The organism is Bacillus sp. FSL R9-9492 (assembly GCF_038007365.1).
Taxonomy (GTDB): Bacteria; Bacillota; Bacilli; order Bacillales; family Bacillaceae_G; genus Bacillus_A; species Bacillus_A mycoides.
The window spans coordinates 2740326-2764779 of the sequence record NZ_JBBOXC010000001.1 but is presented as its reverse complement, the minus strand read 5'-3'; the positions used below and the strand labels follow the sequence as shown (position 1 = coordinate 2764779).

The 24454-nt window shown below is 33.9% G+C and carries 24 protein-coding genes and 3 pseudogenes; 7 read left to right on the top strand and 20 right to left on the bottom strand.

Translation table 11 applies throughout. The features are described from left to right. Positions 1 to 27 precede the first annotated feature (27 nt). A complete protein-coding gene (locus MKY70_RS14030) occupies positions 28 to 213 on the top strand; it encodes a hypothetical protein (RefSeq protein ID WP_088033748.1) in 186 nt (61 codons plus the stop codon). Between the two features lie 118 nt (positions 214 to 331). On the opposite strand, the gene MKY70_RS14025 is transcribed toward MKY70_RS14030, so the two are convergent. Beyond that, positions 332 to 1294, bottom strand: a complete 963-nt coding sequence (locus MKY70_RS14025) for an MBL fold metallo-hydrolase (RefSeq protein ID WP_088033750.1) — start codon at positions 1292 to 1294, stop codon at positions 332 to 334. A 596-nt stretch (positions 1295 to 1890) separates the two neighbouring features. Between MKY70_RS14025 and MKY70_RS14020 the strand changes: the two are divergent. Beyond that, a pseudogene (locus tag MKY70_RS14020) lies at positions 1891 to 2668 on the top strand (hypothetical protein). A 140-nt stretch (positions 2669 to 2808) separates the two neighbouring features. Further along, the gene (locus tag MKY70_RS14015; RefSeq protein WP_088033752.1) at positions 2809 to 3207 is read left to right on the top strand and encodes a RidA family protein; all 399 of its coding nucleotides are present in this window, start codon (positions 2809 to 2811) and stop codon (positions 3205 to 3207) included. Between the two features lie 712 nt (positions 3208 to 3919). On the opposite strand, the gene MKY70_RS14010 is transcribed toward MKY70_RS14015, so the two are convergent. The 6 genes and pseudogenes from MKY70_RS14010 to MKY70_RS13985 all read right to left on the bottom strand — a co-directional run bounded on the left by MKY70_RS14010 (position 3920) and on the right by MKY70_RS13985 (position 8373). Next, a complete protein-coding gene (locus MKY70_RS14010; protein ID WP_341024734.1) occupies positions 3920 to 4735 on the bottom strand; it encodes a YwqG family protein in 816 nt (271 codons plus the stop codon). 78 nt (positions 4736 to 4813) lie between these two features. Continuing rightward, positions 4814 to 5221, bottom strand: a complete 408-nt coding sequence (locus MKY70_RS14005; RefSeq protein WP_002136558.1) for a DnaJ family domain-containing protein — start codon at positions 5219 to 5221, stop codon at positions 4814 to 4816. Between the two features lie 72 nt (positions 5222 to 5293). Beyond that, positions 5294 to 6417, bottom strand: a pseudogene (locus tag MKY70_RS14000) (alpha/beta hydrolase-fold protein). A gap of 87 nt (positions 6418 to 6504) precedes the next feature. Next, positions 6505 to 6867 (bottom strand): hypothetical protein, encoded by a 363-nt coding sequence (locus tag MKY70_RS13995; RefSeq protein WP_002127600.1) that lies wholly within the window; start codon positions 6865 to 6867, stop codon positions 6505 to 6507. Between the two features lie 270 nt (positions 6868 to 7137). Beyond that, positions 7138 to 7509, bottom strand: a complete 372-nt coding sequence (locus MKY70_RS13990) for a YxiJ-like family protein (protein WP_044441648.1) — start codon at positions 7507 to 7509, stop codon at positions 7138 to 7140. 12 nt (positions 7510 to 7521) lie between these two features. After that, on the bottom strand, positions 7522 to 8373 hold the full coding sequence (locus tag MKY70_RS13985) for a patatin-like phospholipase family protein (protein ID WP_113734979.1): 852 nt from the start codon (positions 8371 to 8373) through the stop codon (positions 7522 to 7524). Positions 8374 to 8552: 179 nt separating this feature from the next. On the opposite strand from MKY70_RS13985, the gene MKY70_RS13980 reads away from it, so the two are divergent. Further along, positions 8553 to 8930 (top strand): PH domain-containing protein, encoded by a 378-nt coding sequence (locus tag MKY70_RS13980; RefSeq protein ID WP_002065713.1) that lies wholly within the window; start codon positions 8553 to 8555, stop codon positions 8928 to 8930. A 121-nt stretch (positions 8931 to 9051) separates the two neighbouring features. Here the strand turns inward: MKY70_RS13980 and MKY70_RS13975 are convergent, their stop codons facing one another. The 5 genes from MKY70_RS13975 to MKY70_RS13955 form a co-directional block, all read right to left on the bottom strand. Beyond that, the gene (locus MKY70_RS13975; protein WP_002085328.1) at positions 9052 to 9576 is read right to left on the bottom strand and encodes a GNAT family N-acetyltransferase; all 525 of its coding nucleotides are present in this window, start codon (positions 9574 to 9576) and stop codon (positions 9052 to 9054) included. Next, positions 9516 to 10037 carry a YfiT family bacillithiol transferase gene (locus MKY70_RS13970; RefSeq protein WP_088033757.1) on the bottom strand — a complete coding sequence of 174 codons (522 nt, stop codon included), beginning with the start codon at positions 10035 to 10037 and terminating at the stop codon, positions 9516 to 9518. Before MKY70_RS13970 ends, MKY70_RS13975 begins: the two co-directional genes overlap by 61 nt. A 23-nt stretch (positions 10038 to 10060) precedes the next feature. Continuing rightward, on the bottom strand, positions 10061 to 10582 hold the full coding sequence (locus tag MKY70_RS13965) for a GNAT family N-acetyltransferase (RefSeq protein WP_088033760.1): 522 nt from the start codon (positions 10580 to 10582) through the stop codon (positions 10061 to 10063). Positions 10583 to 10645: 63 nt separating this feature from the next. Next, entirely contained in the window at positions 10646 to 11968 is a 1323-nt protein-coding gene (locus MKY70_RS13960; RefSeq protein ID WP_341024727.1) for a glutamate synthase, read from the bottom strand. Between the two features lie 71 nt (positions 11969 to 12039). Continuing rightward, complete coding sequence (locus MKY70_RS13955; protein WP_002085334.1) at positions 12040 to 12819, bottom strand: undecaprenyl-diphosphate phosphatase; 780 nt, start codon at positions 12817 to 12819, stop codon at positions 12040 to 12042. 132 nt (positions 12820 to 12951) lie between these two features. Here MKY70_RS13955 and MKY70_RS13950 point away from each other — a divergent pair, with 132 nt between their 5' ends. Beyond that, positions 12952 to 13158 carry a hypothetical protein gene (locus MKY70_RS13950; protein ID WP_002141925.1) on the top strand — a complete coding sequence of 69 codons (207 nt, stop codon included), beginning with the start codon at positions 12952 to 12954 and terminating at the stop codon, positions 13156 to 13158. Positions 13159 to 13207: 49 nt separating this feature from the next. On the opposite strand, the gene MKY70_RS13945 is transcribed toward MKY70_RS13950, so the two are convergent. The 8 genes and pseudogenes from MKY70_RS13945 to MKY70_RS13910 all read right to left on the bottom strand — a co-directional run. After that, entirely contained in the window at positions 13208 to 13588 is a 381-nt protein-coding gene (locus MKY70_RS13945) for a nucleotide excision repair endonuclease (protein ID WP_001048946.1), read from the bottom strand. 77 nt (positions 13589 to 13665) lie between these two features. After that, positions 13666 to 14229 (bottom strand): GNAT family N-acetyltransferase, encoded by a 564-nt coding sequence (locus MKY70_RS13940; RefSeq protein WP_088033766.1) that lies wholly within the window; start codon positions 14227 to 14229, stop codon positions 13666 to 13668. Positions 14230 to 14297: 68 nt separating this feature from the next. Then, positions 14298 to 14870 (bottom strand): hypothetical protein, encoded by a 573-nt coding sequence (locus MKY70_RS13935; RefSeq protein WP_341024724.1) that lies wholly within the window; start codon positions 14868 to 14870, stop codon positions 14298 to 14300. A 198-nt stretch (positions 14871 to 15068) separates the two neighbouring features. Next, the gene (locus MKY70_RS13930) at positions 15069 to 16499 is read right to left on the bottom strand and encodes a PQQ-dependent sugar dehydrogenase (RefSeq protein WP_088033768.1); all 1431 of its coding nucleotides are present in this window, start codon (positions 16497 to 16499) and stop codon (positions 15069 to 15071) included. Between the two features lie 84 nt (positions 16500 to 16583). Next, entirely contained in the window at positions 16584 to 18302 is a 1719-nt protein-coding gene (locus MKY70_RS13925) for an alpha-keto acid decarboxylase family protein (protein ID WP_341024722.1), read from the bottom strand. A gap of 379 nt (positions 18303 to 18681) precedes the next feature. Then, positions 18682 to 20556, bottom strand: a complete 1875-nt coding sequence (locus tag MKY70_RS13920) for an ABC transporter ATP-binding protein (protein WP_341024720.1) — start codon at positions 20554 to 20556, stop codon at positions 18682 to 18684. Then, positions 20553 to 22799, bottom strand: a complete 2247-nt coding sequence (locus MKY70_RS13915) for an ABC transporter ATP-binding protein (RefSeq protein ID WP_341024719.1) — start codon at positions 22797 to 22799, stop codon at positions 20553 to 20555. The genes MKY70_RS13920 and MKY70_RS13915 overlap by 4 nt, the downstream gene beginning before the upstream one ends. 162 nt (positions 22800 to 22961) lie before the next feature. Next, positions 22962 to 23066, bottom strand: a pseudogene (locus MKY70_RS13910) (IS6 family transposase); the annotation flags it as partial. A gap of 536 nt (positions 23067 to 23602) precedes the next feature. On the opposite strand from MKY70_RS13910, the gene pssA reads away from it, so the two are divergent. Next, positions 23603 to 24094: a CDP-diacylglycerol--serine O-phosphatidyltransferase gene (gene pssA, locus MKY70_RS13905; protein WP_002085344.1), complete on the top strand. Its 492-nt coding sequence runs from the start codon at positions 23603 to 23605 to the stop codon at positions 24092 to 24094. A 32-nt stretch (positions 24095 to 24126) separates the two neighbouring features. After that, positions 24127 to 24249, top strand: a complete 123-nt coding sequence (locus tag MKY70_RS13900) for a hypothetical protein (protein WP_002032342.1) — start codon at positions 24127 to 24129, stop codon at positions 24247 to 24249. Positions 24250 to 24454: the final 205 nt, after the last annotated feature.

Genomic DNA, 24454 nt, shown 5'->3' with positions numbered 1-24454 from the left:
ATTAGTATGTAATAGAAGGAGGAGCTCATGAAAAAAGGAAATCAATTATTTTGGATATATATAACTAGTATTACTATTATAATACCTTTAATTATTTACTTAGCATTGGCAGCCTCTAGCGAAAAAGATACTCTTACTCAAGTGAAAAAAGCTCCCAATATCCCATCTGTTATTCAAGATTCAAACGATATGGAAGACCCTACAGGATATTAGACAACAGAAAAGATGAAAAATGCAATTCCAGTAGATAAAACAAAGAATTTTAATAGATGAGTCATAAATGAATAAAAAGCGAACCATCAATATTAAATTGGTTCGCTTTTTATTATACTTACACTTCTCGCCACCAAGCAGCCGTAGGATAATCTTTAGATTGTAACGCAATAGCTTCACCGATTTGTGGCGTTGAAATATTAACCCCTAAACGATTTGCTTCTTTCGTAACACGTTCAATAGGATCACTCCATTCATGTAATGCTAACGTAAAAGCACCCCAATGAATAGGAACAAGCAATTCTCCTTTAACGTCAATATGAGCTTGTACTGTTTCTTCTGGCAACATATGAATAGCAGACCATCTCGTATCGTACTGCCCGCATTCCATTAAAGTAAGATCGAATGGACCATAATTCTCACCAATTTCCTTAAAGTGAGGAGCATAACCGCTATCACCACTAAAGAAGACTTTAGTTTCTTGACCAAGAATAAGCCATGAACACCATAACGAACAATCTCTATCTGTCATACTTCGTCCAGAGAAATGTCTTGCAGGAGCGCAAACTAACTTAATATTATCAAACGTAATTTCATCCCACCAATTATGCTCACTAATTTTACTAGGTGAAATACCCCATTTAATAAGATATTGCGCAACTCCCGTTGGAACATAAAAGTGCTTTGCGCGATCTTTTAACTGCATAATACTTTTGTAATTTAAATGGTCATAGTGATTATGCGAAATGATAATCGCATCAATTTTTTGAAGTTCATCATGTTCTAAAGAAAAAGCACCACTATACCGCTTACTATTAAACACAGGAAATGGGGAAGAGGCATCTCCAAACATAGGGTCTAATAACAATTTTTTACCTTCTATTTTCAAAAGAGAAGCAGAATGCCCAAACCATGTCACACTCTCTAAAGACTCATTATTTTTATTCGATAAAACAATAGGTAAATTCTTTACAGGACGCAGCTTTGTTTTCATTTTAAAGTAATCAGTTATTAAACCGATAATATTTTTCGGATTAAAACTTACATCAGTCGGAATTTGATTCATATATTTCTTTTTCATTAGTTCTCCTTTTTACGTTTAACAATATACGTATGTTGTTATTGTAGCTAATTGTAGTTTAAACGAAATCATTTTACCTTTCATCTTAAATGCAGTACATTTCATAAATTCTTCAAATTTATTATTTATATATAAATAATAGAATTCATTTAGCAGCAGCTAAAACTAATATTATGTATTTGTGAATTGTTTTGTTTAAGTAAATTCTTTCTTATAAACAACAAAGACCGTATGTTTCTTTATATGTTATAGAAGCAGGTAGGTAACTAATTATCCAAAGGAAGGAGAGTCTATAAATGCTTGAAGAAAGAAAAAAGAAGTCTAAATGTAAACTATCAAATAGCAATAACTAAATATAGAATTCTAGATAACCTTAGTATAGGTATTAACATAGCTATACTAAGGTTTTTTATTTGAAATCATTAAAGGATACTTATTTTTATTTATAGAACATAGTAAATACATAGATTTTACAATTAAATTACTAAAAAAGAAGGGATTTTAAAATGCTTGCTAATTATACTCCGGAGAAAATACTTAAAACAACTTATGAGACAAAAATGATTTCATAAGTTGACAATTATCCAACTTTAAAAATAAGCGGAACAAACCTTCAATATTTACTTGTAATGCTCCATCTGGGCATAGAATCAAATACTATAAAAACGAAGCTAAATTGGACTAGCGAGGAATTCGAAAAACAAATGCACGCATTAGAACTAGAAGGTTTATTGAATAAGACAGAAGGGAGTTACTATCCAACATGTATGGTTATAACAGCTAATAAAGGAGAAAAACTGTATAACCTATGTGAGCCTCTAATTAAAACAAGAACAAACAGACAAAGAGTCCTTTGGAATGTATGGTAATACGTATTTGGATTTAGGGGAATATCAAATTGGTCTTTATGGAAACACTCGATATACAAATTTGAATTTAATAACTGCGAATAAAGAAACGTTTAAAGAATATTTTCACGATGCTATTATCGATATTAATTATACGAAAAAGCAATTAGTTGAAAATTTTGTAGCAGTAGATAGACAAGTAGACTTAAATTCAAATGTATTATACGAAAAATTAGGCTTATATAAAAATTCACAACCTGTTATCCCAGTGTTTACAGCCGTAGATTTATCTATACTTAACGAAATCGCGAACACGATCAGTGAAGATTTGATTTTATTATGTAAAGAAAATGAAAAGCCTTTAAAAGAATACTTTGCAAGCAGCAGATATTCAAAAGAAATAACTTACGAAGAATTTTTTATTTGGTGGTATCACTTTTTCTATACAAAAGTAACTGAAGAATTAATACAAAAAGGCGTAATTATAACAAGCGCTCCAAAAAAACAAACGTACATAATCTATTAAAAACTTTAAATTAAAGTGACTAATATCCTTTTGCATATGTAGCAGCTGCATGATGTATAGACAATAATTAGTAAATAGAGGATAATCCAAAATTAAAACCTAATATGAAGAAAATAAGATATTAAAAGGAGAGAAGAGCCATGCAAAAGAAATTTATCAATCCAGAAACAATGCCAGCAACTTTTGGATACTCACATGTAGTCGAAGTTAGTAATGCTAAACGAACCATTTACAACATATCAGGACAAGTAGCAATTAATACTGACGGTCAAATAGTTGGAATTGATGATTTAGCTACACAAACACGACAAGTATTTGAAAATATTAAAATCGCATTAAAAACTTCAGACTTAAATTTTAATGATGTAGTAAAATTAACATTTTTCTTGACGGACATTTCTCAAATGGCCATTGTTAGAGATATTCGAGATCAATACATCAACACAAACAATCCACCAGCAAGTTCAGCTGTAGAAGTTAACAAATTGATTAACAATAAATTATTAATCGAAATCGAAGCAATTGCTGTAGCAAACTAATTTTAAAAACTTATTCTTAATCATATCAACGCAATTCGTTCACTTTAAATGAATTGCGTTTTTTATTAACTAAAATATAAATTATACACGGAAACATTCTTATCAATAACACAACATAAATAACTTAAAAAAACAAATAACCACACAATCTACAACACATTATGAACCCAATTAAAAAGGGGAGACTAATAACCGCAACTAACATATAATAAGTTTGTTACTTTTTACTAGTTAACATAATATATATTATACGAAGTTGTATAGAGTAAGTGTTTATCTGTATCAAAAACCAAGTAAACTATACTTAATGAGACGAAACGGGTATTTTTAATGAGATTCACATAAAATCTTATCTAAATGAATTTCTACAGTTTTTATCGTTTATTTTGCTATAAATTAATCACAGCAAATCTTAATCGATTAATTATCGTTTAACGAGTCAAAAATAATTTTGATTAGCACGGAATTTTTTTTATGCGAAATAAATTTTTCTATACTAATGATAAATTTCATTTTATGTTTTGCTTTATAGATTTATTGCTAATTACATATGTTTTATTATTTTATATTTTTGTTGTTATTTCTTTTATTTACGCTTGACTTTCATTGTATTCTTCATTCTAGTTAACATAACGTTTATTTTTAACGTAAAAAAATCCTCCTCACCTTCAGGAAGATTTCTTTTGCTAGCTAGTAATCCATTTATCTATTTTTAGTAACAATCCCAATTGTAAATAACATTGGAAAAATCTAGATTTAATAAATCGTCTTTCTTTATAAAGAAATTAGCAACACCAGAATCTCCCCACATAATATTTAATGAATCATCTGTATCGATTTGTAGCAATAACATATCATGTTGCTGGTATTTTTCTTCCCATTCCCTTGGATCTGTCTGTGTGAAAAATGGATAACCACCAATTTTATGCCCTTGATCTTTACATAAATCATCATACAGTTCGCCTAATTCTGTATTATTTTCTTCATCAACAATTTCTTCCCAATCAATTTCCTCACTAAACATCTTTTCAAATCGATAATCCCTTGATGTTACGGGTTGATAACCCAATTCAAACTTTAATTTCGCTGCTTCAGGTATGATAAAGTTCTCTAATTCTGAAGTGTTTAAATAACTAAAATCAGTAATAACCTTATTTAAATCTTCTATAATTGTAGAATGATAAATAATTCGAAAGTCTTTTTGGATTGTTGGATGATCAAAATCTGCTCCGTAAAGCTCATCTTCAGCACTTACGAAAAACTGTAGCATACCCTTTTGAGGCATATATTCAACATGCGGCATTTCTTCAAAGTTTAGCTGCGCAAGTAACATCATAGACTGTCCATTTGAATCTTTAGGATGCTCTTGATCTATAGGTAAATACGGATAACCACCAAATTTACTCTCAAAAAGCGTTGTCTCTGCTAATGTTCCAGACGCTTTAATATAAGGTTTCACACTTTCTTCTAAAATACTACGATACTGCTCTAGTTCTTTCGGAATTTGAAATTGATACGTATTCTTCATTACATTTGCCTCCCCTTAATAATGAATTGAAAATGCCTTACTTAATTATATAGCAACAGATAACTTCATTGAAAATCGTTAAATATCCGTTTTAACCCTCATTTTTTGCGCACTTGGCGGACAAAGTAAATTATGTTCTGAGACCTTTTTATTAATAGTTGTAATTAACATAGCTGCTTCTACATTATCCGTTAGTTCTTTTAAATTTTCTTTTAGATGATCTATTTCCTTTGAAAGTTCAATCCACCTAGGCAAAACATGATTATTTTTCAAAGTTCTATAAAGTTGCTTGTCAGGATTATACGAAAGATCTTTATCAAGATTAAGAGGTTTCCCTTTCCCAGGTAAATCATTAAACGCTCCTGTCTTTTCTGCCTGTTTAACGATAGAGCTAATATGATCCTCATACGTGAACGACCAAACTTTTTCATCTTTAACTAAAATTTCTTGTTTTTTAAGTTTTTTATCTAGCTCATCTTGATTCATAGATTCTCTCTCCTTTTTATTTTATAGTGTGGTTTTTGTATGTTTTAATGCTTTCAACCCATCAAATAACTTTTATCGCCACCAAACACCGTCATGATCGCCTTGAAACTCTTCATAAGTAATTTGGTATCCTTTTTCTTTTAAAGCTTTATACAGGCGTCTATTAGCCGTTAAAAGAGGTTTGTTTTCAAGTTCTCCTGCTGCTATGTAAAAATGAGGTTGACTCGTATTAGAATCTATAGATGAAATTTGATTTTCATAACCATCCTTTTTCCAATGCACGGATCCAGACATTGACAACACGTTTCCGAAAACATGTGGATTTTGAAGCGCTGCATAAAAAGCTGCTAAGCCACCAAGACTGAAACCAGCAATTGTTGTATGATTCTTTTCTTGATATACGTGATACCTAGCTTGAATCCATGGAAGTAGTTCCTCCGTTAAAAATGTATTCATTTTATCGTTATAAGTTAGCTCTTCTAGTCGATCAACGGGTTCTATTGCAACAGCAATACAAGATGGGATTTCTTTTTCGTATATTAAATAATTGAGTGTTCTTGCGATTGAAAGGTTATTAATGAATGAATTCCCATCAAACACAATGAGAAGTTCTTGAAGATGTGAAGTGTGAGAATAGTCATGAGGCGTATAAATATAAATTTTACGTGTGTCATTTAAAATCGTACTATGAAAAGAATATGTTTCAATTTTTCCAGATGGATAATGATCTGAAGGAAAACGACTGCTATACTGTACTTCCATTCCTATGCTTAACACAGACGCTTTATTGGCATCTTCTCCAAATGTATTTTTATTAAATCGGTCTAGTTGGTACTTTTCACTGCGCTTTATCCAATCATTTTCGAAAAAATCGTTTACTGAAAAATAGTACGTTGAAATAAAACTCTCATCCGTCCTAAACGTTACATACCAAATATCTGTCTGTAACAACCGTTGTAGTTGATTTACAGACAGATCCCAACCAGGAAAACTACCGAATACATAGACGTTTTCAGTTTTTTGATCCCCTAACCATATATACGTTATAAGCTTATACTGATTTTCTACAGGACATTGTTCTATTAGTGGCGTATTATTTGACTTTATTTCATGCAAAAAAGTATAAATTGCTTTCTCGTTTCCTTTTTTAATTGATTATTAAGCTCCTCTAACTTAGGACTAATTATTGAAGTCACCCATCTGCCTCCTTTGTATTTCTTTCTTTTCACTAGATTGCTTTTATAAAATTTAGGATTAGTATGTTATGTATTTAGATGAGTTATTTATTTAGAAGGTTTATCAATTGCCTGAATAGAAAGTTCCAACGCTTTTATTCTTCTTTCTAAAAGTGTTCTTTGAGGACTACCAGCCTTAGACTTATCATAGGCTCTCTCAATTGATGGAAGCAAACCAGCAAGGATATTACGAGCTTCTGCTAACTCTTCTTGGCTATACCGATGACTTTCTTGATTCCACACGTTCTCTAACACTGCTAGCCCTATACAAACGGCTTTAAGCCTTTTTTTCACTAAGGTAGTATTTGCTCCTTTTTGAGTCATCTGTGAAAAAGCATTTTCAAGTTTACGAATTGTCGATTGTAAAGATTTTATTGATTCCAATTTATCTATATTTGACACGTTTTCCATGTTACTATTGTTCCTCCTGGCTTAACTTATTTAATACTGGATATAATAAGTACTTGATTTCACTCGAAATATTTTATCATAAATAACTAACTATATTCGAATTGGATAATGGATTAAAGGAAAACGGTATCTAAACGCCTCTCCCTCCTTTACATCATTCTATATGTACTTCTTTCTTCGTATTAGAATCCCTATATAAACAAGGTATTAAAATTGTCTTTTTTATGAACAAAAAAACGCACAAGCAGCATAACTTGTACGTTTTTATTTTTATTCAGTAAGATAATACAGTAATAGTTTCCGGGCCTTCTCATAATTCATGAAATCTCTATACAAAATGGGATACTTCACAATTTCTGTTTCTATAAAACGATATTGCGGAAAACATTCAAAAAACGATTTCTTTAGCCACTTTATTTGATCAAACACAATCTCCTTTTCGTTGTTATTAAGTATGTAACTTAAAGTACCTGCTGTATGCATCCAATAATAATTTAAATCAGCGCTTATGCAATCATCTTCTGTAAACATATTATTAAAATCTTTTCGTATTTTTCGAAGGTCACAATTCGGAAACGGTTTAAGTAGCGGACTATGCATTTTCTGCAATTCATTAAAAATAACCTTTTTACCTAATAGCAACTTTCCACCCCTTTATTTCTCTATCCAATTTAATAATTTTTCATAATGATACTGAGCATCTGTATAGCCGAGATTATATAAATTAACGAGTTTTTCTTTATTTCTTTCTATTCCGCTTATAGGAAGCTGTACGCTAGGCTGAATGATATAAAAATTGTCTTTTTGTTCTATTTGATTCATATAAGTTATCGTCTCATTATAAAAACGATAATGTTCTACTAAAGATTGTGCGATATTCGGATATTTTCTATATAACATTTTAGCCAGCCCAGAAAATTTATTCCGCTGCTTCTCGTATCCATCCGGCTTTGTCATAATAACAACATTCTTTTGGTAACCATCATTTTGCGCTTTTAATACTGGAATAGGATCTATAATCCCTCCATCTAACAATTTTCGATTATCATATTCTACAGCAGGTGCTATAAACGGCACAGAGCTTGATGCACGAATAATTTTTAAAATATCATTTCCGTGTTCTATTTTATTATAATAAACTGCTTGTCCTGATTCGCAATCAGTCGTTCCGATTACAAACTGTTCATTTGAATTTAGGAAAGTTTGAAAATCGAACGGTACAATTTTGTTTGGTACTTCATCAAATAAAAAATCCATTCCAAATAATTCACGTTTTCTAATTAAGTTTCGATAAGATATATACCTGTGATCTGCTACTAGCTCTGTATTCACTTTCTTATTTCTTCCTTTTTGACGTGATAAATAGGTTGCTCCCATACACGCTCCGGCGGATACACCGACTACATACGGAAAGAATAAGTCCCTTTCCATAAAATATTCGAGTACTCCTGCAGTATATAATCCTTTCATTCCGCCGCCTTCTAATACTAAACCGATATTTTTCATGCTATATCCCTCTACTTCTGTTTTCTTAATTATATGTTAGCACAAGATTTTAGGATGAGGTTATATAAATTGGTTGCAATAATAACAAAAAACTATTGAAGCAATGTCATAATCTATTAGCCATTCGCATGGTACAATATAAGAAACTCATTCCACATATTATAAAGGAGGAATTTCATATGGGTTTATTTAGTGGTATTTTAGGAAATGCATCAAGTGCGAGTACAGAAAGCGTTGAACGTGATTTAGAAAAAATTATGCTAGACGATGAGAAAGTTGAGCATGCTTATAAATTAATTCGTGATTTAATCGTATTTACAAATCGTCGTCTTATTTTAGTAGATAAACAAGGAATATCAGGTAAAAAAACAGAGTATCATTCTATTCCTTATAAAAGCATTACACAATTTAGCATTGAAACAGCTGGGCATTTTGATTTAGATGCAGAGCTTAAAATTTGGGTATCTAGTATGGATGATCCAATTACGAAAGAATTTAAAGGTGACGATAGTATTTTAAGCATTCAAAAAGCGTTAGTAACATATACGACGAAATAACGCCTTTCCGTATTTTTATTCATTACCGAAATTACTAACCCGAGTATTTTGGAAGAATATGCGTTATTTTTGTATATTTAATCTAAAATAACATAAAAAGGTAAAGCGTATTTCAAATGCTTTACCTTTCTTTTTTGTAATAAATAAGTGTAGTTTTATCATTTAATTTCTTTATTACTTCTGTTCTTTTATACCCCATTTTTTCGTATAGAAAACAATTTCTTTCTTCTTCTAAAATCGTAGCAAGTTCAAAACTCCGTGCTTCTGGAAACATCTCTTCAATTAAAATAAGTACCTTCTTAGCGATTCCTTTCCCTTGATAGATTGGATGAATGAACATTGGACTGATCCAAAATTTATAAGGTCTTTCTTTTTGGGATATACATATCGCTCCAACAAGGTTCGAATCTATTATCATCTTATAAAAGTTGTTGCTCGGATTATTTATTCTTAAAATAGTTTTTTCAATAGATTCATTTGCTGGATTTGTTTCATAGTCTTTATATTTATTTAATAAAGGACTAAATGAGTCTATTTGCATTTGAAATAAAACTGCTGCATCAATTTCTGTCGCCTTCTCTAATGTTACCAATTTAAACGCTCTCTTAAAGAAGTAATATGAGCTGTATGATGACGACCGTGCCATGCATATAGTCCAATTGCAGCAGCAAGTTTTGTTTCTCCTGATTCAGGATGATTAAATGTCTTTTCTAAATCTGCCGGTTCTAAAGAATATAATAAGTTAATCCATCTTTTATGTAATGAATCTAGCATTACAAGTGAAACATCTACTGGTAATTTCGAGTCAGGTAGCTCTGCCCATTTTTCTTCTTTGTACGGTTTAATAGTTGGATTCTTTTCTGTCAGTGCTAATTTAAAGCGTATGTAGCTATTCATATGACTATCAACAACATGATGAACAACTTGGCGAACAGTCCATCCACCGACGCGATATGGTGTATCTAACTGCTTCTGATCTAAATCTTTTATCGCTCTTGCTAGTTCATTAGGTAAATCCTCTATTTCTTGAATCCATTTATCAATTATTTCTTCTGTAATAGTTCCTACGTAAGTAAATCGACCTATTGGATAACGTAAATCCTTCATGTACATGTCCCTCCCTATTATTTTTAACCCTTAGTAGTCCTCCAAATATAATGTACGAAATTTACGTTTTCCCCGTTTAAATCTACAGTAGTTGTCTCCGCTTCCTTTTCACGAGAAAATCCGTTCTTTTCTAATACAATTTGTGAAGCTATGTTATTTGTTGTTGTCATAGCATGTATTTCATTAATTTCATAGACTCTTGCTTGAGCCAAAATCAATTTTACAGATGATGCTGCAACTCCTTTTTTTGTAAAATCCTCTCCAACTCGGTAGCCTAACGACCCAATTCGTTTTTTCTTATCTACATCAACTAAATTGATACGTCCTACAATTTCTTTTTCCGTATTACGTATGAGATGAAAATAAGAAATTCCCTCAGTTTGTTCTTTTAATAGTTCGGCAAGTTGCTTTTGAAAGTATTCATACACGTAATAATTAGAGCCACGACTTGGTACCATTGTTTCAAAAAATGATCTGTTCGTGAGTTCAAAGTTAAATAAATCTTCAGCGTCTTGTTTCTTTAATTGCTCTATGTATATTTTCATCTCGCTTACTCCTTCTATATCTACTAACTGTTATATATTCTTTTTTAACTGATAATTTTCCTGCTATTTCTTTCGCATCAGTAATACAGCGAGTAGCACTTTCGGATGAAATAGGTGAAATGGACTACGAATTAAATTCATCACTCTTACTAATCGAATATAAACGTCAGAGTCACTTGCAGATAGTTGATATATTTGTTTCGTATACCATAGCTGAAATTTTTGCTTTATCGTTAATTTTCTTTTTAGCTGAGGATGACGTGATATTTCCGTTGTAGTCATTTCCCAAGGAGTTTGTATGATATTAGCAGTTTCTTTATAAAACTGCTGTGTAAATGCTTTATCAAGCCTTTGTCTCCGTTGTAAAAGCAACTGCAATTGGTGAGCTTCCATAGCCGCAACTGAAACTCCTTGCCCGAAAACGGGATCAAAACGACATTGTGCATCTCCGACTACTAACAAGCCTTCTGGTAAATGATTAACTAAATCAAATCGCCGACGTACTTGATAAGGAATTTTGTATGTTTTGATATCTGAAATTGCCTCCGCTTTGTTTACAAAATCTGTCACGTTAGGGATTGATAGATTTTCAGCGAAATCATAAAACTCATCATCTGTTTGTGGTGCTTTCTCATTTGTGTATCCGCTGAAAGTAACAAAATAACGATTATCCTCAATCGTTTGAATAAGTACACCATACGGATTGTCCGGGAAACTTGGAGACATTAGCATATTACAGCAGTCTAATTTCTCATTTTCTTTGAGTTTAAACATTTTAGTTGCGTAGAATAAATCGATACGCACTTTCTCTTCTTGCACTTCGATATTGTATTCACGTAACCACGCTATACTTTTTGAACCGAATCCACTCGCATCAACAACAATATCTGCTTGAATTTCTTCTTGCGTGCCAGTCTCTAAACATTTAGCTTTTACTCCACATACTTTGTTAAGCTTTCCATCTACTAATAACCCTTCAACCAATGTTCCAAATTTAATGATTACATTTGAAATTTGATCAATTCTTTTTTGGATATGCCATTCAAGCAAAAGCCTACTTTGTTGAATCATATGCACTTCTCCTATGAATGGTTGTTTCCATAAACCAAATTGATGCCATTTTATATCACGAGTAAAGTTATTTACGATGCTGCCTGCTTCTATTAATTCATTAGTAATAGTAGGAAACAATTCCTCGATTGCATTTTCTCCACCTTTTAATAACACATGAGGATGATTACTTTGTGAAACTCTTTTTCTCAAAGCTTTTCCATCCCATCTTTCGCTGACTTCTATAATGATTACTTCTTTAAAAGAAGTTGATAATGCTTTTGCTGCGAGTTTTCCTGCTATACTTCCGCCAATAACGATAGCCTTATTAAACATATTTACCCCCTTAATGAAAAAAGATCCTGCCTTGTATGAATGAAACAGGATCTAAACGAAGAATTACTAAATTAAAACACATGAGTAAATTGCAACGTTAAAATTAAAATACCTAATCCCCATACGTAATACGCGAATACTTTTAAGGAGTGACGTTTTAAATATTGAATCATCCATGAAACAGCTATGTAACCAAAAAACGCTGCTGATAACGTGCCGACAATTAAAGATGTACTAGAAATAGATTCTGCTTTCCCTTGATAAACATCTGCAAATTGCAAGATGATTGCTCCGACTATTGCTGGCGTAGATAATAAAAACGAAAAATATGCTGCTGTTTCACGGTCTAGTTTTCTCCATAAAGCAGCGACGATTGTCATACCAGAGCGAGAAATTGCTGGGAAAATAGCAGCCGCTTGAAATGAACCGATGATAAATGCATCTTTATATGTAATGTCATCCATTTTTTTACGACCGTTTTTTTGTTTATCGGCCATGTAGAGAAAGAAACCTGTCACTAAAAACTCCCATCCAATCGTAATACCTGTTTTTGAAATATCTTCAAAGAAGTCTTTAAATAACAATCCGATTACAACTGCAGGTATCGTCCCAACAATAAGCAATAACATTAGTTTTGAAAATGGATTTTTAATTAAGTATATAAATTCTTTTTTGTAATAAATAAACACTGCAAGCAAAGTCCCGATATGCAGCATCGTATCTAAAAACAATCCAGCTTCATCTAATTGAAACAAATGCCTTCCTAAATAAAGATGTCCTGTACTACTAATCGGCAAAAACTCTGTTAAACCTTGTATTATCCCTAATATAAAAGCTTCTAACCAATTCATGATGGTCCCCTTTCTCGTTTGCTTGTACCAATATATGAAGGTTCAATTTTCGATATGAAAAAAACTATTTTTCTCTATGAATTTACTTTCATTTTATGGATATATATGTAAAAAAGAGTGAGGAGGGTTACTATGTGGCAACATACAAAATTCGGCAATATATTACTTTGGGCAGGACCTATCCTTGTGTTTATTGGGTTATGTATGACAAATGTTATTTCGGATATTCCTTTTTTTGAAGGGAAACATAAAACGCTTGGAATAATAACTTTATTTATAGGGCTTTTCTGTTTAATTGCTGCTAATCATTTTAAAAAAGGAGAAAGAAATGAGGAATGAAACACAAAAAAACAATCCCAGTATATGTGCTAGGATTGTTTTTTGTTACTTATTTATAGAACACTTTATCAACGTTATATTTTGCTTTATATTCATTAATAATGTAAGTTTCGTAAATTTCTCTTTCTGTTGGATCTTCTACGATACATGCATCAATGCGGTATACTTCATCACGGTGATTTTTAATTGGTGAAACATTATCTTCAAAATGCTTTTTAATACGTTGTCTAATTTTACGAGCTTTACCTACGAAAAGAAGTTCGTCATTAATATTGTAAAACATAAAAATGCCGCCTTTATCTCTAGGGAACAAGTGGAAATCGATAAAACCGTTAATTGGAGTAATTAATGGCTCGTCTCCTTTAATAACTTGGTTACGTTCAGTAATGGAAACATCAGCTTCAGGAATATTAATTTTAATCAAGTTCATTCACGTCCTCTTTTATTATAAAGATAAATAATAGCATAAGTATGTAAGAAAAGCTATGTTAAGAGAGATATTTTATTTTATAATTCAAATATTATAGGTATATCATGTAAACTTTTTTTCCAAATCATATGATCGTTTGATTCGCCCCAATAATCCTTCAGCACATAACTAGGTTTTCCAAACTTTTTTGTCCATATACTTTGTGCTTTTTTGTATCCACTATCTAAACAGCATTCGGTTATTCCTCTGCTAAGTAATGTAAGATACATTGTATTTAGTAGTAAACTCCCTATACCTTTTCTTTGATACTCCGGAAGTATAAATACAGTTCCTATTTCATACAAATCCTTAAGTACACCGTCTGTACAACTATTAATCAATGCACTTGCTGGACCGATTTCAATCGTTCCAATGATTTTATCGTTACTTGTATCTATCGCTAATAAAAAGTAACGATTTTCTCCATTACTATCAAAATCATTTTTTAAATATTTCTTTTTCGAGTTAATTTCATTTTCTATGTCATCTAATAGATGTGATAAGCCTTCGTTTTTAAATGTATTAGTAATAACAAGACGAAAAAACAAATGTAATTCATCTAAATCATTCGAATTCGGCCTTCTAATTTCAACGTTATACATGGCTTACATCTCCAATTTTTAAAAATATATGAGAAAGTGTATTTGTTCAAAAAGATTTTATGCAATTGTTAAGACCATACTTTATATACTCTATTCATTATTATTCTACACAACTCTGCATAGATCCAGCAGTATAAAAAACTCAGTATAAATATTAATGTAATAACTTTTATATCCATAGTCGTATGAATAGTAGGACCAAGTACAGGAAAACGGAAGATATCGAGAATGATCATAATTCCTATAAGTAGACATATCGCTGAAAAGGAAATTACCCAAATCCTCCTCTTGAATTGTAAAAAGGATACTCCTAACGCTATACCTAATAAGCCTGTAGTAAAGGGAAAGACAATTAGTTCACTTGGCTCAATAATGAATAATAGGAAAATAGTAAGAATATAAGAAAGTACTCCCTCACGAATAGAATAACAAATAGCCAGAAAAATCGGTAGCGTCGCGAAAGGACTAATAAATAACCCAACTCCAGGGATTAAGTTCCCCGCAGATTGAAAAATAGCAGCAAATGAACCGAGTAATGCTGTAATGACTAACCTACTTGCAGGCGTCACCTTTTTTTTATGAACAAAATTCGCATCCTGCTCTATCATCCATTGATACCAATAGCTTCTAAAGCGATTCATCAAATCCCCCCCTAAAGAGACCTAATTCACCACTTTCTATTTTCATTCAAATACTTATTGGTTATGTTTTACTTTCTGCTTGTTAGGAATCACTATACAATAGATGTTTATCCATAGAAGGTTTTTTAAGAGGCGCTAAGTCGTGCGTTTGAAAAAGTATGAATTCCATATATTTTTAGACTAAGAGTTTATACCGTATCATGGAACAATTTCAAAAATAGTACCTTTGTTAAAATCCGTTACTTTCATAGATCCATAAACCCCTAAATATAATCTAGTTTGATCTCCATTTGTTCCCAAGCTCATATAATAAGCTGCTTGAGAATCAAAATCATAATTGGTTTCAATAACATGAAAATCATTACGTTTATCGTCTATACTTGCCCTAGTATATGCTAAAACACCTTTAACTGGAGACTGAGATTCTTCTTTCTTAGCAAGATCAGTAAACACGATACTACCAGTTAAACTAGGAATTGTAGTTCCCATATATGGTTGTACTCCTGTAAGTGAGGTTCCTCCAAACTTATCTGCTCTGGAATCTTTATGAAAATAACTAATTAGGGGCTGTATGCGCCTCACTGATGTTTCTATTGTTTCATTATAATAAGCCATTGTTCTCTCATCCAAAGTAGGATTCTCAGAACAGTGCCTTATAAAAGAAGTAGGAAATTCTCCTTCCCATCCTCGCCAACCAAAATTAATAAATCCATCTTGATTGGGAGTGGATCTCATTAAATGCGTTTGAACAAGTTCGGTAACCGGTATGGGTTTATAATGAACAAACGAAAAAATAGACTCTACAATATCCTGCCCGACATTTCCAGCATATTTGATATATTGATTATAAAACCTTTGAAATGAAATACCTGTTATATTCCGAACTCCTTTCGCAATTACTGTAAGTGTTTCTTGTATAGATAAAGGAAACTCATTAAAGCGTGTAACTACTGGAGGGTTATTTATGAATGTATTTTTACTTACATCAATTTCAATTATTTTGCCCGCTATTTCTAAATCATCCTGGCTTAAATTAAATGGATCATAACCCGATCCACCATCTCCATTTGTAAAAACAAGTTTTCCACTCTCAGGTGAAAAGTTTAAACTATTGACTCCGTTATGATTAAAAAAGGGCCTTCTTATGTTAAGTAATGTCCGCCGTTTTTGAGGTTGACTATGTGATTGTAAAATCCATTCCTCAACCGTATCAATATGATCATATTGAGTATCTCTATTTACCCACTTTAAGTTTAAAGTTTTCGGATCACACGGATTAGGTTTAAAAGGTTCAGAAAGGGCACCCGGACCTTGAGTGCCAGCTACTGAATAATGAAGGTAAAATAAACCGTTTTGATAAAATTGTGGATGAAACGCTAGTCCTAGCAATCCGCGTTCATCATAACCGCTACTAGAGACACCTTCTTCAAACGTGCCTAATTTGATAATTCGCGGGCGAATATCTAAAAAATTCCTTATAACTCCGTCTCCTATGTAAAAGATTTCTCCTACCTGGGTTGCAATAAATAGTCTTTCAGCCGATTCACCTGGAAGTATGGCTGCTTTTATTACAGTTGGTAAATTTATGTTATGAACGATTGGCCGTAAACTAACCTTAACTTTTGTCAACTTACTTTACACCCCTTTAATTGCGTTTTATTAAAAGAGTATGATTAGAACTGTTCGATTAGTATTCAATTAGGGACTAGGATACTATTTCTGACTGCGCTGCTTTTCCTGCTTCTCCATATAACTACGCATCCGTCGCATATATTCAGGTGCGTCCATTCGATTCCCTGCGATCATTTCAATTATACAGAGTCTTTTGGCGCTTTCCTTTTCAACATGGATTATAGCCTGATCAAGCTCTCCATAGGTCTGGACCGTAACGGTAAACGCGTTACCTCCAAAAGCTTCGGCCAGCTTGGTGTAAGACCATCGAGGGATTTCGTTGTACTTTTGATCCTCTGTTTTGACATTTAAATATCTCTCGATTGTATAACCATCGTTGTTCAAAATAAAGATTATAGGCTTGCAGCCGTAATAGAGCATAGAACTGATTTCCTGTGCCGTTAGCTGCAGGGCACCGTCACCTGTAAACACCAATACTCGGCGTTCCGGCGCGGCCATAATAGCACCAAACGCCGAAGGGATTGCGTAACCGATGGACTGCCATCCACCTTGTCCAATATATGTTACATTGCCCGGCAGTCTTACCTCTCCCATTCCATAATAGAACGTTCCGGTCTCGGCGATTACAATATCACCCTCTTTCAGCATACGCTGAAAACGCGGATAATAGCCGTCAGCCATTAGAGGTCCGTCGGCAATAGTTGTGAATTGCTCATAAGGGAATGACAATTTTTTTGTCAAACCTTTGCCCTTATAATTCACCTTCTGAACGGCAAGTAGCATGTCGGCTGCAAGAACATTCGGATATTCCGCCTCAGCGATTTTAACTATATCTGGTTGAATATTGACAGTTATCAGCGGGTTCAGCTTTGCGGTAAAACTTGCGGTGTTTGTGTCCGCCCATACCATGCCAATCGCAATGATACAATCTGCATTCTCCACCGTACTTTGGACTTCAGTCCTCCCGAAAGAGCCTAGATACATTCCGATATAATTTGGATGGGTCTCATCGAATCCTCCCTTCCCGTACATCATCGTTACAACAGGCACATTCATTGCATCGGCTAGCTGGTGAGTCGCTGTCTGAAGGCCGAATCGCATCGTTTTCACATCCACCAGGATAACCGGTCGTTGGGAACGTTCCAAAAGCGGACGGACATGATTCACTGCAGCCTGAAGGGTATTCGGATTGGATGTTGGACGTGGTGGTACCGGTTCTGCCCAGACTTTAATTGGCTTGGTCACTAAATCATTAGCCACAACCAGGTATACCGGCTTTTTCTTTTCCTTAGCAATGCGAATCGCAGTCTGAATTTCAATCTTGGCATTTTCCGGCGTAAGCACCGCGGTATATGCCGTAATCTGCTCATACACCTTGCGAAAAACGTCAAAATTCCCATCCATTAAGGTGTGATGCATAAGCTTATGCTCTTTTTGATCCTTCTCAGGAGGCGCACCCACAATGTGTATAATTGGCACATGCTCGCTGTTGGCTCCCGCTATCGCATTGCATGCACTGAGCTCCCCGACCCCAAATGTCGTAATAAGAGCCGATATTCCTTTGATTCTTGCATAGCCATCTGCAGCGTAGCCCGAGTTTAGTTCATTTCGTCCTTCTATAAAACGGATGCCGTTATAACACTCCAAAGTATCAAGAAGTGTAAAATTATAGTCCCCTGCGACACCAAAAATTTCGGTAATGCCCTCGAGTTTCAGGCAATCGAACAAATACTGGCCAACCGTTTTTTGATCAGGTCCCCTTTGTAAACCAAAGCTGCCCGTATTAATCATGTTGTCCATCGCTTGCTCACTCCTTATCTATTTCTTGGGCTTGTTCTATTTTATAGTACCCTTTTTGATAATTCCCTTTAATTAAACCGGTTATCCGTTGTGCAACAATTAATCAGGAAGAAATGCTCCTTATCTTTGGAGATATTCATAAAACAAGAGAAGGAGGAGAAACACTAAAACATTACAAAAATGTATTAATTAATCTTCTAATATTCTTTTTAAATTGTTTCCCTTTAAAACATCCCATTTATCATGCTCCTCACTCTGTTTTGCAAAAGTCTAGCTTACTTTTTAAAATTTTGTAACAGAACCTTAAAAATAATAAAAACCCACGAAGAAAATGCATTTTCTTCGTGGGTTTAGTTATTTAAATGGACTTTCACCTAACTCAAGAAGCATCCGCACCTTCAAACTGACTATTATAAAGCGAAGCATAGAAACCATCAGCTTTCAATAACTCTTCATGATTACCTTGTTCTACAATATCTCCGTCTTTCATGACAAGGATTAAATCTGCATCACGTATTGTTGATAATCTATGAGCGATAATGAAGCTTGTTCTACCTTCCATAAGGTTTTCCATCGCTTTTTGAATCAGTACTTCTGTACGAGTGTCAATGGAGCTTGTTGCTTCATCGAGTATTAATATTTTCGGATCCGCTATAAGGGCACGTGCAATTGTTAGTAGTTGCTTTTGTCCTTGGGATACGTTGCTTGCTTCTTCGTTTAGTTCCATTTGATATTTATTTGGTAATGTTTTTACGAAGTTGTGAACGTGAGCTGCTTTCGCTGCTTCAATTACCTCTTCGTCTGTAGCATCGAGTCTACCGTAACGTATATTTTCCATGATGGAGCCGTTAAATAGCCAAGTGTCTTGAAGTACCATACCAAACATGTTGCGCAGGTCTTCTCGCGTGAAGTCTTTTATATCGTGACCGTCGATACATATTGCACCGCTGTTTATGTCATAGAAACGCATTAACAGTTTTACAATCGTTGTTTTACCAGCTCCGGTTGGTCCGACGATTGCTACCTTTTGTCCAGGTTTAATGTTAGATGAGAAATCATTGATGATGATCTTATCTGGATTGTATCCAAATTGAACATCTTGGAAGGTAACTTCTCCTTGAACTTTTTGCAGCTTCACTGGATTTTCTGCTTCTGGCACTTCCTCTTCTTCTTCTAAAAATTCGAAGACTCTTTCTGCAGCAGCTGCAGTAGATTGAAGTACGTTCGCGATTTGTGCTACTTGAGCGATTGGTTGCGTAAAGCTTCTAACATATTGCACAAAGGCTAAAATGTCTCCAACTGCGATGGTTCTCTTTACCGCAAGCCATCCACCTAAAATAGATACAGCGACGTAACCGATATTACCGATAAATGTCATAATCGGCATCATCATTCCAGATAAAAATTGAGATTTCCATGCGGAATGGTAAAGGGTATCATTTACCTTTTCGAATTTTTTCACTTCTTCTTCTTCTTTGTTGAAGGCTTTTACGATATTGTGACCACTATAAATTTCTTCGACCTGACCGTTTACGTGTCCTAAATATTCTTGCTGGGATTTGAAGTATTTTTGTGATCGTTTTACGACTGCCATGATGAGAATCATCGATACTGGCAATATTAAAAGCGCCACCAATGTCATTTGCCAGCTGATTGATAACATCATGATAAGTACACCGATGATTGTAATAACGGATGTGATGATTTGCGACATACTTTGGTTTAAAGTTTGGCTCACCGTATCTACGTCATTTGTAATTCTCGATAATACTTCGCCGTGCGTTGTTTTATCAAAGTATTTCAGCGGCATACGGTTAATTTTTTCATCGATTTCTTTTCTGAAGTTATAAGATACTTTTTGAGCTACTCCAGAAATAATGTACCCCTGGATAATACCAAACACAGTGCTCAGTATATATAATCCAAGGAGTAAAATAACAATGTTTCTGATATAGGTAAAGTCAATGGCCGCACCGGGTGCTCCTGATACTTTGCTTACGAGTCCTTCGAAAAGTTTTGTTGTCGCGTTTCCTAAAATTTTTGGACCAACGATTGTAAAGGCTGCACTGCCGATTGCGAAAAGGATAACGATTAAGATTGATAATTTATAGGGCTTCAAGTATTGAAGGAGTTTATTCATCGTTCCTTTGAAGTTTTTTGCTTTCTCAATCTTTCTCATGCCGCCGCCCATAGGACCGCCACCGCCAGGACCAGGGCCGCTTTGTTTTCTATTTTCTATTTTTCTATCACTCATGATGACAACTCCTCTCTTGAAAGTTGTGATAAAGCAATTTGCTTATAAACTTCACAGTTTTCCATAAGCTCTTCATGAGTACCAGTTCCAATTATTTTTCCTTCGTCAAGTACAATAATCTTATCGGCATTCATGATTGTACTGATTCTTTGGGCAATAAGTAAAATAGTACTTCCTGTAATCTCATTGTTTAAAGCTCTGCGCAATGCTGCGTCTGTCTTAAAGTCAAGAGCTGAGAAACTATCATCGAATATGAAGATTTCCGATTTTTTCGTAAGAGCACGCGCAATAGAAAGTCTTTGTTTTTGACCACCGGAAACGTTCGTACCACCTTGTGATATTTCTGTGCGGAAGCTTTCAGGCTTCGCGTTAATAAACTCCATAGCTTGCGCGATTTCCGCCGCTTTTTCGAGTTCTTCTTCAGTTGCTTCTTTTTTACCATATTTCAAATTACTCTCGATTGTACCTGAGAAGAGAACTCCTTTTTGCGGTACATAACCAATTTTCTCTCTTAATTCCTTCTGAGATACTTCTCTAATATCCGTGCCATCTATTAATATTTGGCCGCTTGTGACATCGTAAAAGCGTGGAATTAAGTTGATTAATGTTGATTTACCACTACCTGTACTTCCGATGAAAGCTGTCGTTTCACCAGGTTTTGCAGTAAAGGTGATATTGGAAAGCACATCTTCTTCTGCACCTGGGTATCTAAAGCCAACATTTTTAAATTCAACGTAACCTTTCTTGTCTGAAGCAAATGTTTTCGGCTCTTTTACATCACTAATGGTAATGTCAGTATCTAAAACTTCTGCGATACGTTGTGCGGAAACTGAAGCACGTGGAACCATAATAGATACCATTGAAATCATTAAGAAGGCCATGATGATTTGCATTGTATATTGCATAAATGCCATCAAATCACCAACTTGCATATGTCCCATATCCACTTGGTGTGATCCAACCCAAATAATAAGTACAGTAACGGCATTCATGATAAACATCATCATTGGCATCATAAATGACATTAAACGGCTTACAAATAAATTTGTTTTTGTTAAATCTTGATTTCCTTTTTCAAATTTCTTTTTTTCATGTTTTTGAGTATTAAAAGCACGAATAACGAGCATACCGGTTAAAGATTCACGAGTGATTAAGTTAATTTTATCTACTAACTTTTGGATACGCTTAAACTTAGGAATCGCGATGCTAAATAAACCAATGACTAGGCTTAAAATCGCAATTACCGCAACTGCGATAATCCATCCCATTGAAAGGTCTGTAGTAAGTACTTTAATAATGCCGCCGATACCTAAAATTGGTGCATAGAATACAATGCGAAGCATCATAACCATAAGTGTTTGAACTTGTTGGATATCATTTGTACTTCTTGTGATTAGAGATGCAGTGGAAAACTTATCAAACTCCGCATTCGAGAAGTTTGTAACTTTCCGGAATACTTTCTTTCTAAGGTCTCTGCCGAGTCCTGCAGCTACTTTTGCAGCAAGTAAACTCACGATAACGGTAGCTGCCATACTTACTAAGGATAAAAGCAGCATTTTCCCGCCGGAAGTAAGGATGAAATTAGATTGAAGCTTATCTATATTGATACCGATCTTTTTATACTCATTCTCAATGAATGAAACGGCTGATTGCGTTACCATGCTACCTGGCATATTCTTAAACTTTTCATCTGCCTTTTCTTTCATTGCATTGATTTGATCTTGAGGAAGTTTCGCAATGATTGCAAAAGGATCTGAATTTGGCGGAAGTTTCGCTGGTGTGTTGCTGTCACCTGTCGCAGCAGGAGAGAAAGCAGATGAGCCACCTTTTTCAATTCCTTGTGTAATTAACATTGGTTTCCCAAAGATATCGTTAAGTTCGTTAATTATTTTTTTATCTTCTGTATGTAACTTATAAAGTGGCTCTTTATCAAGCTGCTGATAATCTTTTAAGTCATTTTTTAGTTCACTTTGAGAGAGGTTGTTCTTATCTAAAAGCACATAGTTGTCAGCAACTTTTTTCTTCTCATTTTCATTCATAAAGAGCGTAAGTTTATCCATTTCACTTTTACGAATAACCTCAGGTACTGCATTTTCTACACCTTTTTGTTGAATCCCTACATTGACAATGTTAGACATGTAGTCTGGCAGTGATAGATCGCATACTGCCTGTACAGTTAAAAGACATACAACTGCAATGATGGAAGCAATAAATGGTTTTAAATGCTTGATGATCTTTAACATTTAGTTCATCTCTCCATTTTCTTTGTCTAATTTTTTTAGTTTTTACTCCGCTTCTCTCCTTTATTCTTTGTATTCTCAGTAATTCATTCTAGCAGCTCTTTACGTATTTTCGACTACAGATTAATTTTATGAATATATGAAGATATGATGCATCTTTTAGTGTGTAGATGTTGTTTTATAGGACTTAAATCCAAAAATAGAACGCACATGTTTCTTAATAAAACGATGATCTTGTTCCACTATATAATTAATATATCTAACTAATCTTTTCTGGCGGAAAACCAGAATTTCGTAAACTACCTGAATTGATTGATGAATATCGGATTAATATGTTTCCTGTAGTCTTAGGCAGTGGACTACCTTTATTAAAGAAATTACGGACAAAATCAATCTTAAACTTATAAAAAACAATACATTTAAAACTGGAGCGGTTGGTCTTATCCACCAACCGGAGGGAAATGCTTGACTACTCGGCACTTCAACTATCGAGTGCTAATATTCAACAACGCGTACCGGAAATAATCAACCATATTTTATAAAAAGTGATTCTATAAAATATGTTTAGAGCCTATTTTGATAACTCTTTTTTTTCAAAAACAGGCTTTTTATATTAGGTAAATCAGCAGTAATAGACTTACCTTTGATCAAACATGTTTATAAACCAACATAACGTACAGGAAATCGGTTTTTCTCTTGCCGAAATTTACTTAGCATACAGTGGTCATATTTTTTCAAGAATAACGGAAGAATATATAGAAAATGCTACATAAACGTGAAGTTTGATCAACTTAGGGGGGACAACCTTGTTCAATCAAATAGTAAAAGCTGTACCCAATTTATTTACGATTGGAAATTTATTGTGCGGTGTTTTTTCAATTACCATGAATATGAGTGACTATTTGGAAGTGGCCTCCATTTTTATTTTCTTTTCAGCTGTTTTAGATCTCCTTGATGGAAGAATTGCGAGGAAATTAAAAGTGAACAGTGAGTTTGGTGTACAATTGGATTCCTTAGCTGATATTGTTAGTTTCGGAGTTGCTCCTGCACTTTTATTTCATTCGATAGCAACACCTTCTATTTTAACTTCTTTGGCATTTATCCTTTTCCCAACGATGGGTGCTTTAAGATTAGCTAAATTTAGTGTAAAACCAACCATTGGATATTTTAAGGGATTACCTATTCCAGCTGCTGGATTACCATTGGCCGGTATGGGATTGTTTTCATATAGCAATGCATGGATTACATTAATCCTCGCTCTCTTAATGGTAAGTCCAATTAGGTTTAAAAAACTTTAATTGGGATCCCGTCTATCGCTTTAATTTCATTTGTGGAACGGTTCGCTAATATCCATCAAGTTGAGGGTTTTGATGTTATTCATCATTTTACGAATGCAGCGATGGGACAGACTTTAAAGAGCTTACCTATTGTAATTGCTCATAATAGATTGTGAAATTGAATAGCCTCCAGTTTTTGAGGCTATTGTTTATATTTCTGATATGTATTTTCGCCTCTATATTGAACGAATCCCCCTTTCTTCTCTAATACCTCAAACGATAAAAATGCACTTCGTTGCTATAAAGAGCAAAAAATTTTCGTTTTGTGGATTATTTATTTTTTTAGCTTGATAGCGATGTGGTGATCCCACTTGTTTAAAA

Excerpts from the sequence above, each read along its gene's own strand:
- MKY70_RS14030 (WP_088033748.1), top strand. The coding sequence starts at position 28 with ATGAAAAAAGGAAATCAATTATTTTGGATATATATAACTAGTATTACT.
- MKY70_RS14010 (WP_341024734.1), bottom strand. The coding sequence starts at position 4,735 with ATGAAGAATACGTATCAATTTCAAATTCCGAAAGAACTAGAGCAGTAT.
- MKY70_RS13955 (WP_002085334.1), bottom strand. The coding sequence starts at position 12,819 with ATGAATTGGTTAGAAGCTTTTATATTAGGGATAATACAAGGTTTAACA.
- MKY70_RS13970 (WP_088033757.1), bottom strand. The coding sequence starts at position 10,037 with ATGAAGGATTTACGTTATCCAATAGGTCGATTTACTTACGTAGGAACT.
- MKY70_RS13975 (WP_002085328.1), bottom strand. The coding sequence starts at position 9,576 with ATGGCACGGTCGTCATCATACAGCTCATATTACTTCTTTAAGAGAGCG.
- MKY70_RS13995 (WP_002127600.1), bottom strand. The coding sequence starts at position 6,867 with ATGGAAAACGTGTCAAATATAGATAAATTGGAATCAATAAAATCTTTA.
- MKY70_RS13965 (WP_088033760.1), bottom strand. The coding sequence starts at position 10,582 with ATGAAAATATACATAGAGCAATTAAAGAAACAAGACGCTGAAGATTTA.
- MKY70_RS13960 (WP_341024727.1), bottom strand. The coding sequence starts at position 11,968 with ATGTTTAATAAGGCTATCGTTATTGGCGGAAGTATAGCAGGAAAACTC.
- MKY70_RS13925 (WP_341024722.1), bottom strand. The coding sequence starts at position 18,302 with ATGGACAACATGATTAATACGGGCAGCTTTGGTTTACAAAGGGGACCT.
- MKY70_RS14025 (WP_088033750.1), bottom strand. The coding sequence starts at position 1,294 with ATGAAAAAGAAATATATGAATCAAATTCCGACTGATGTAAGTTTTAAT.
- MKY70_RS13945 (WP_001048946.1), bottom strand. The coding sequence starts at position 13,588 with ATGAACTTGATTAAAATTAATATTCCTGAAGCTGATGTTTCCATTACT.
- MKY70_RS13980 (WP_002065713.1), top strand. The coding sequence starts at position 8,553 with ATGGGTTTATTTAGTGGTATTTTAGGAAATGCATCAAGTGCGAGTACA.
- MKY70_RS14015 (WP_088033752.1), top strand. The coding sequence starts at position 2,809 with ATGCAAAAGAAATTTATCAATCCAGAAACAATGCCAGCAACTTTTGGA.
- MKY70_RS14005 (WP_002136558.1), bottom strand. The coding sequence starts at position 5,221 with ATGAATCAAGATGAGCTAGATAAAAAACTTAAAAAACAAGAAATTTTA.
- MKY70_RS13935 (WP_341024724.1), bottom strand. The coding sequence starts at position 14,870 with ATGAATCGCTTTAGAAGCTATTGGTATCAATGGATGATAGAGCAGGAT.
- MKY70_RS13940 (WP_088033766.1), bottom strand. The coding sequence starts at position 14,229 with ATGTATAACGTTGAAATTAGAAGGCCGAATTCGAATGATTTAGATGAA.
- MKY70_RS13915 (WP_341024719.1), bottom strand. The coding sequence starts at position 22,799 with ATGTTAAAGATCATCAAGCATTTAAAACCATTTATTGCTTCCATCATT.
- MKY70_RS13985 (WP_113734979.1), bottom strand. The coding sequence starts at position 8,373 with ATGAAAAATATCGGTTTAGTATTAGAAGGCGGCGGAATGAAAGGATTA.
- MKY70_RS13920 (WP_341024720.1), bottom strand. The coding sequence starts at position 20,556 with ATGAGTGATAGAAAAATAGAAAATAGAAAACAAAGCGGCCCTGGTCCT.
- MKY70_RS13950 (WP_002141925.1), top strand. The coding sequence starts at position 12,952 with ATGTGGCAACATACAAAATTCGGCAATATATTACTTTGGGCAGGACCT.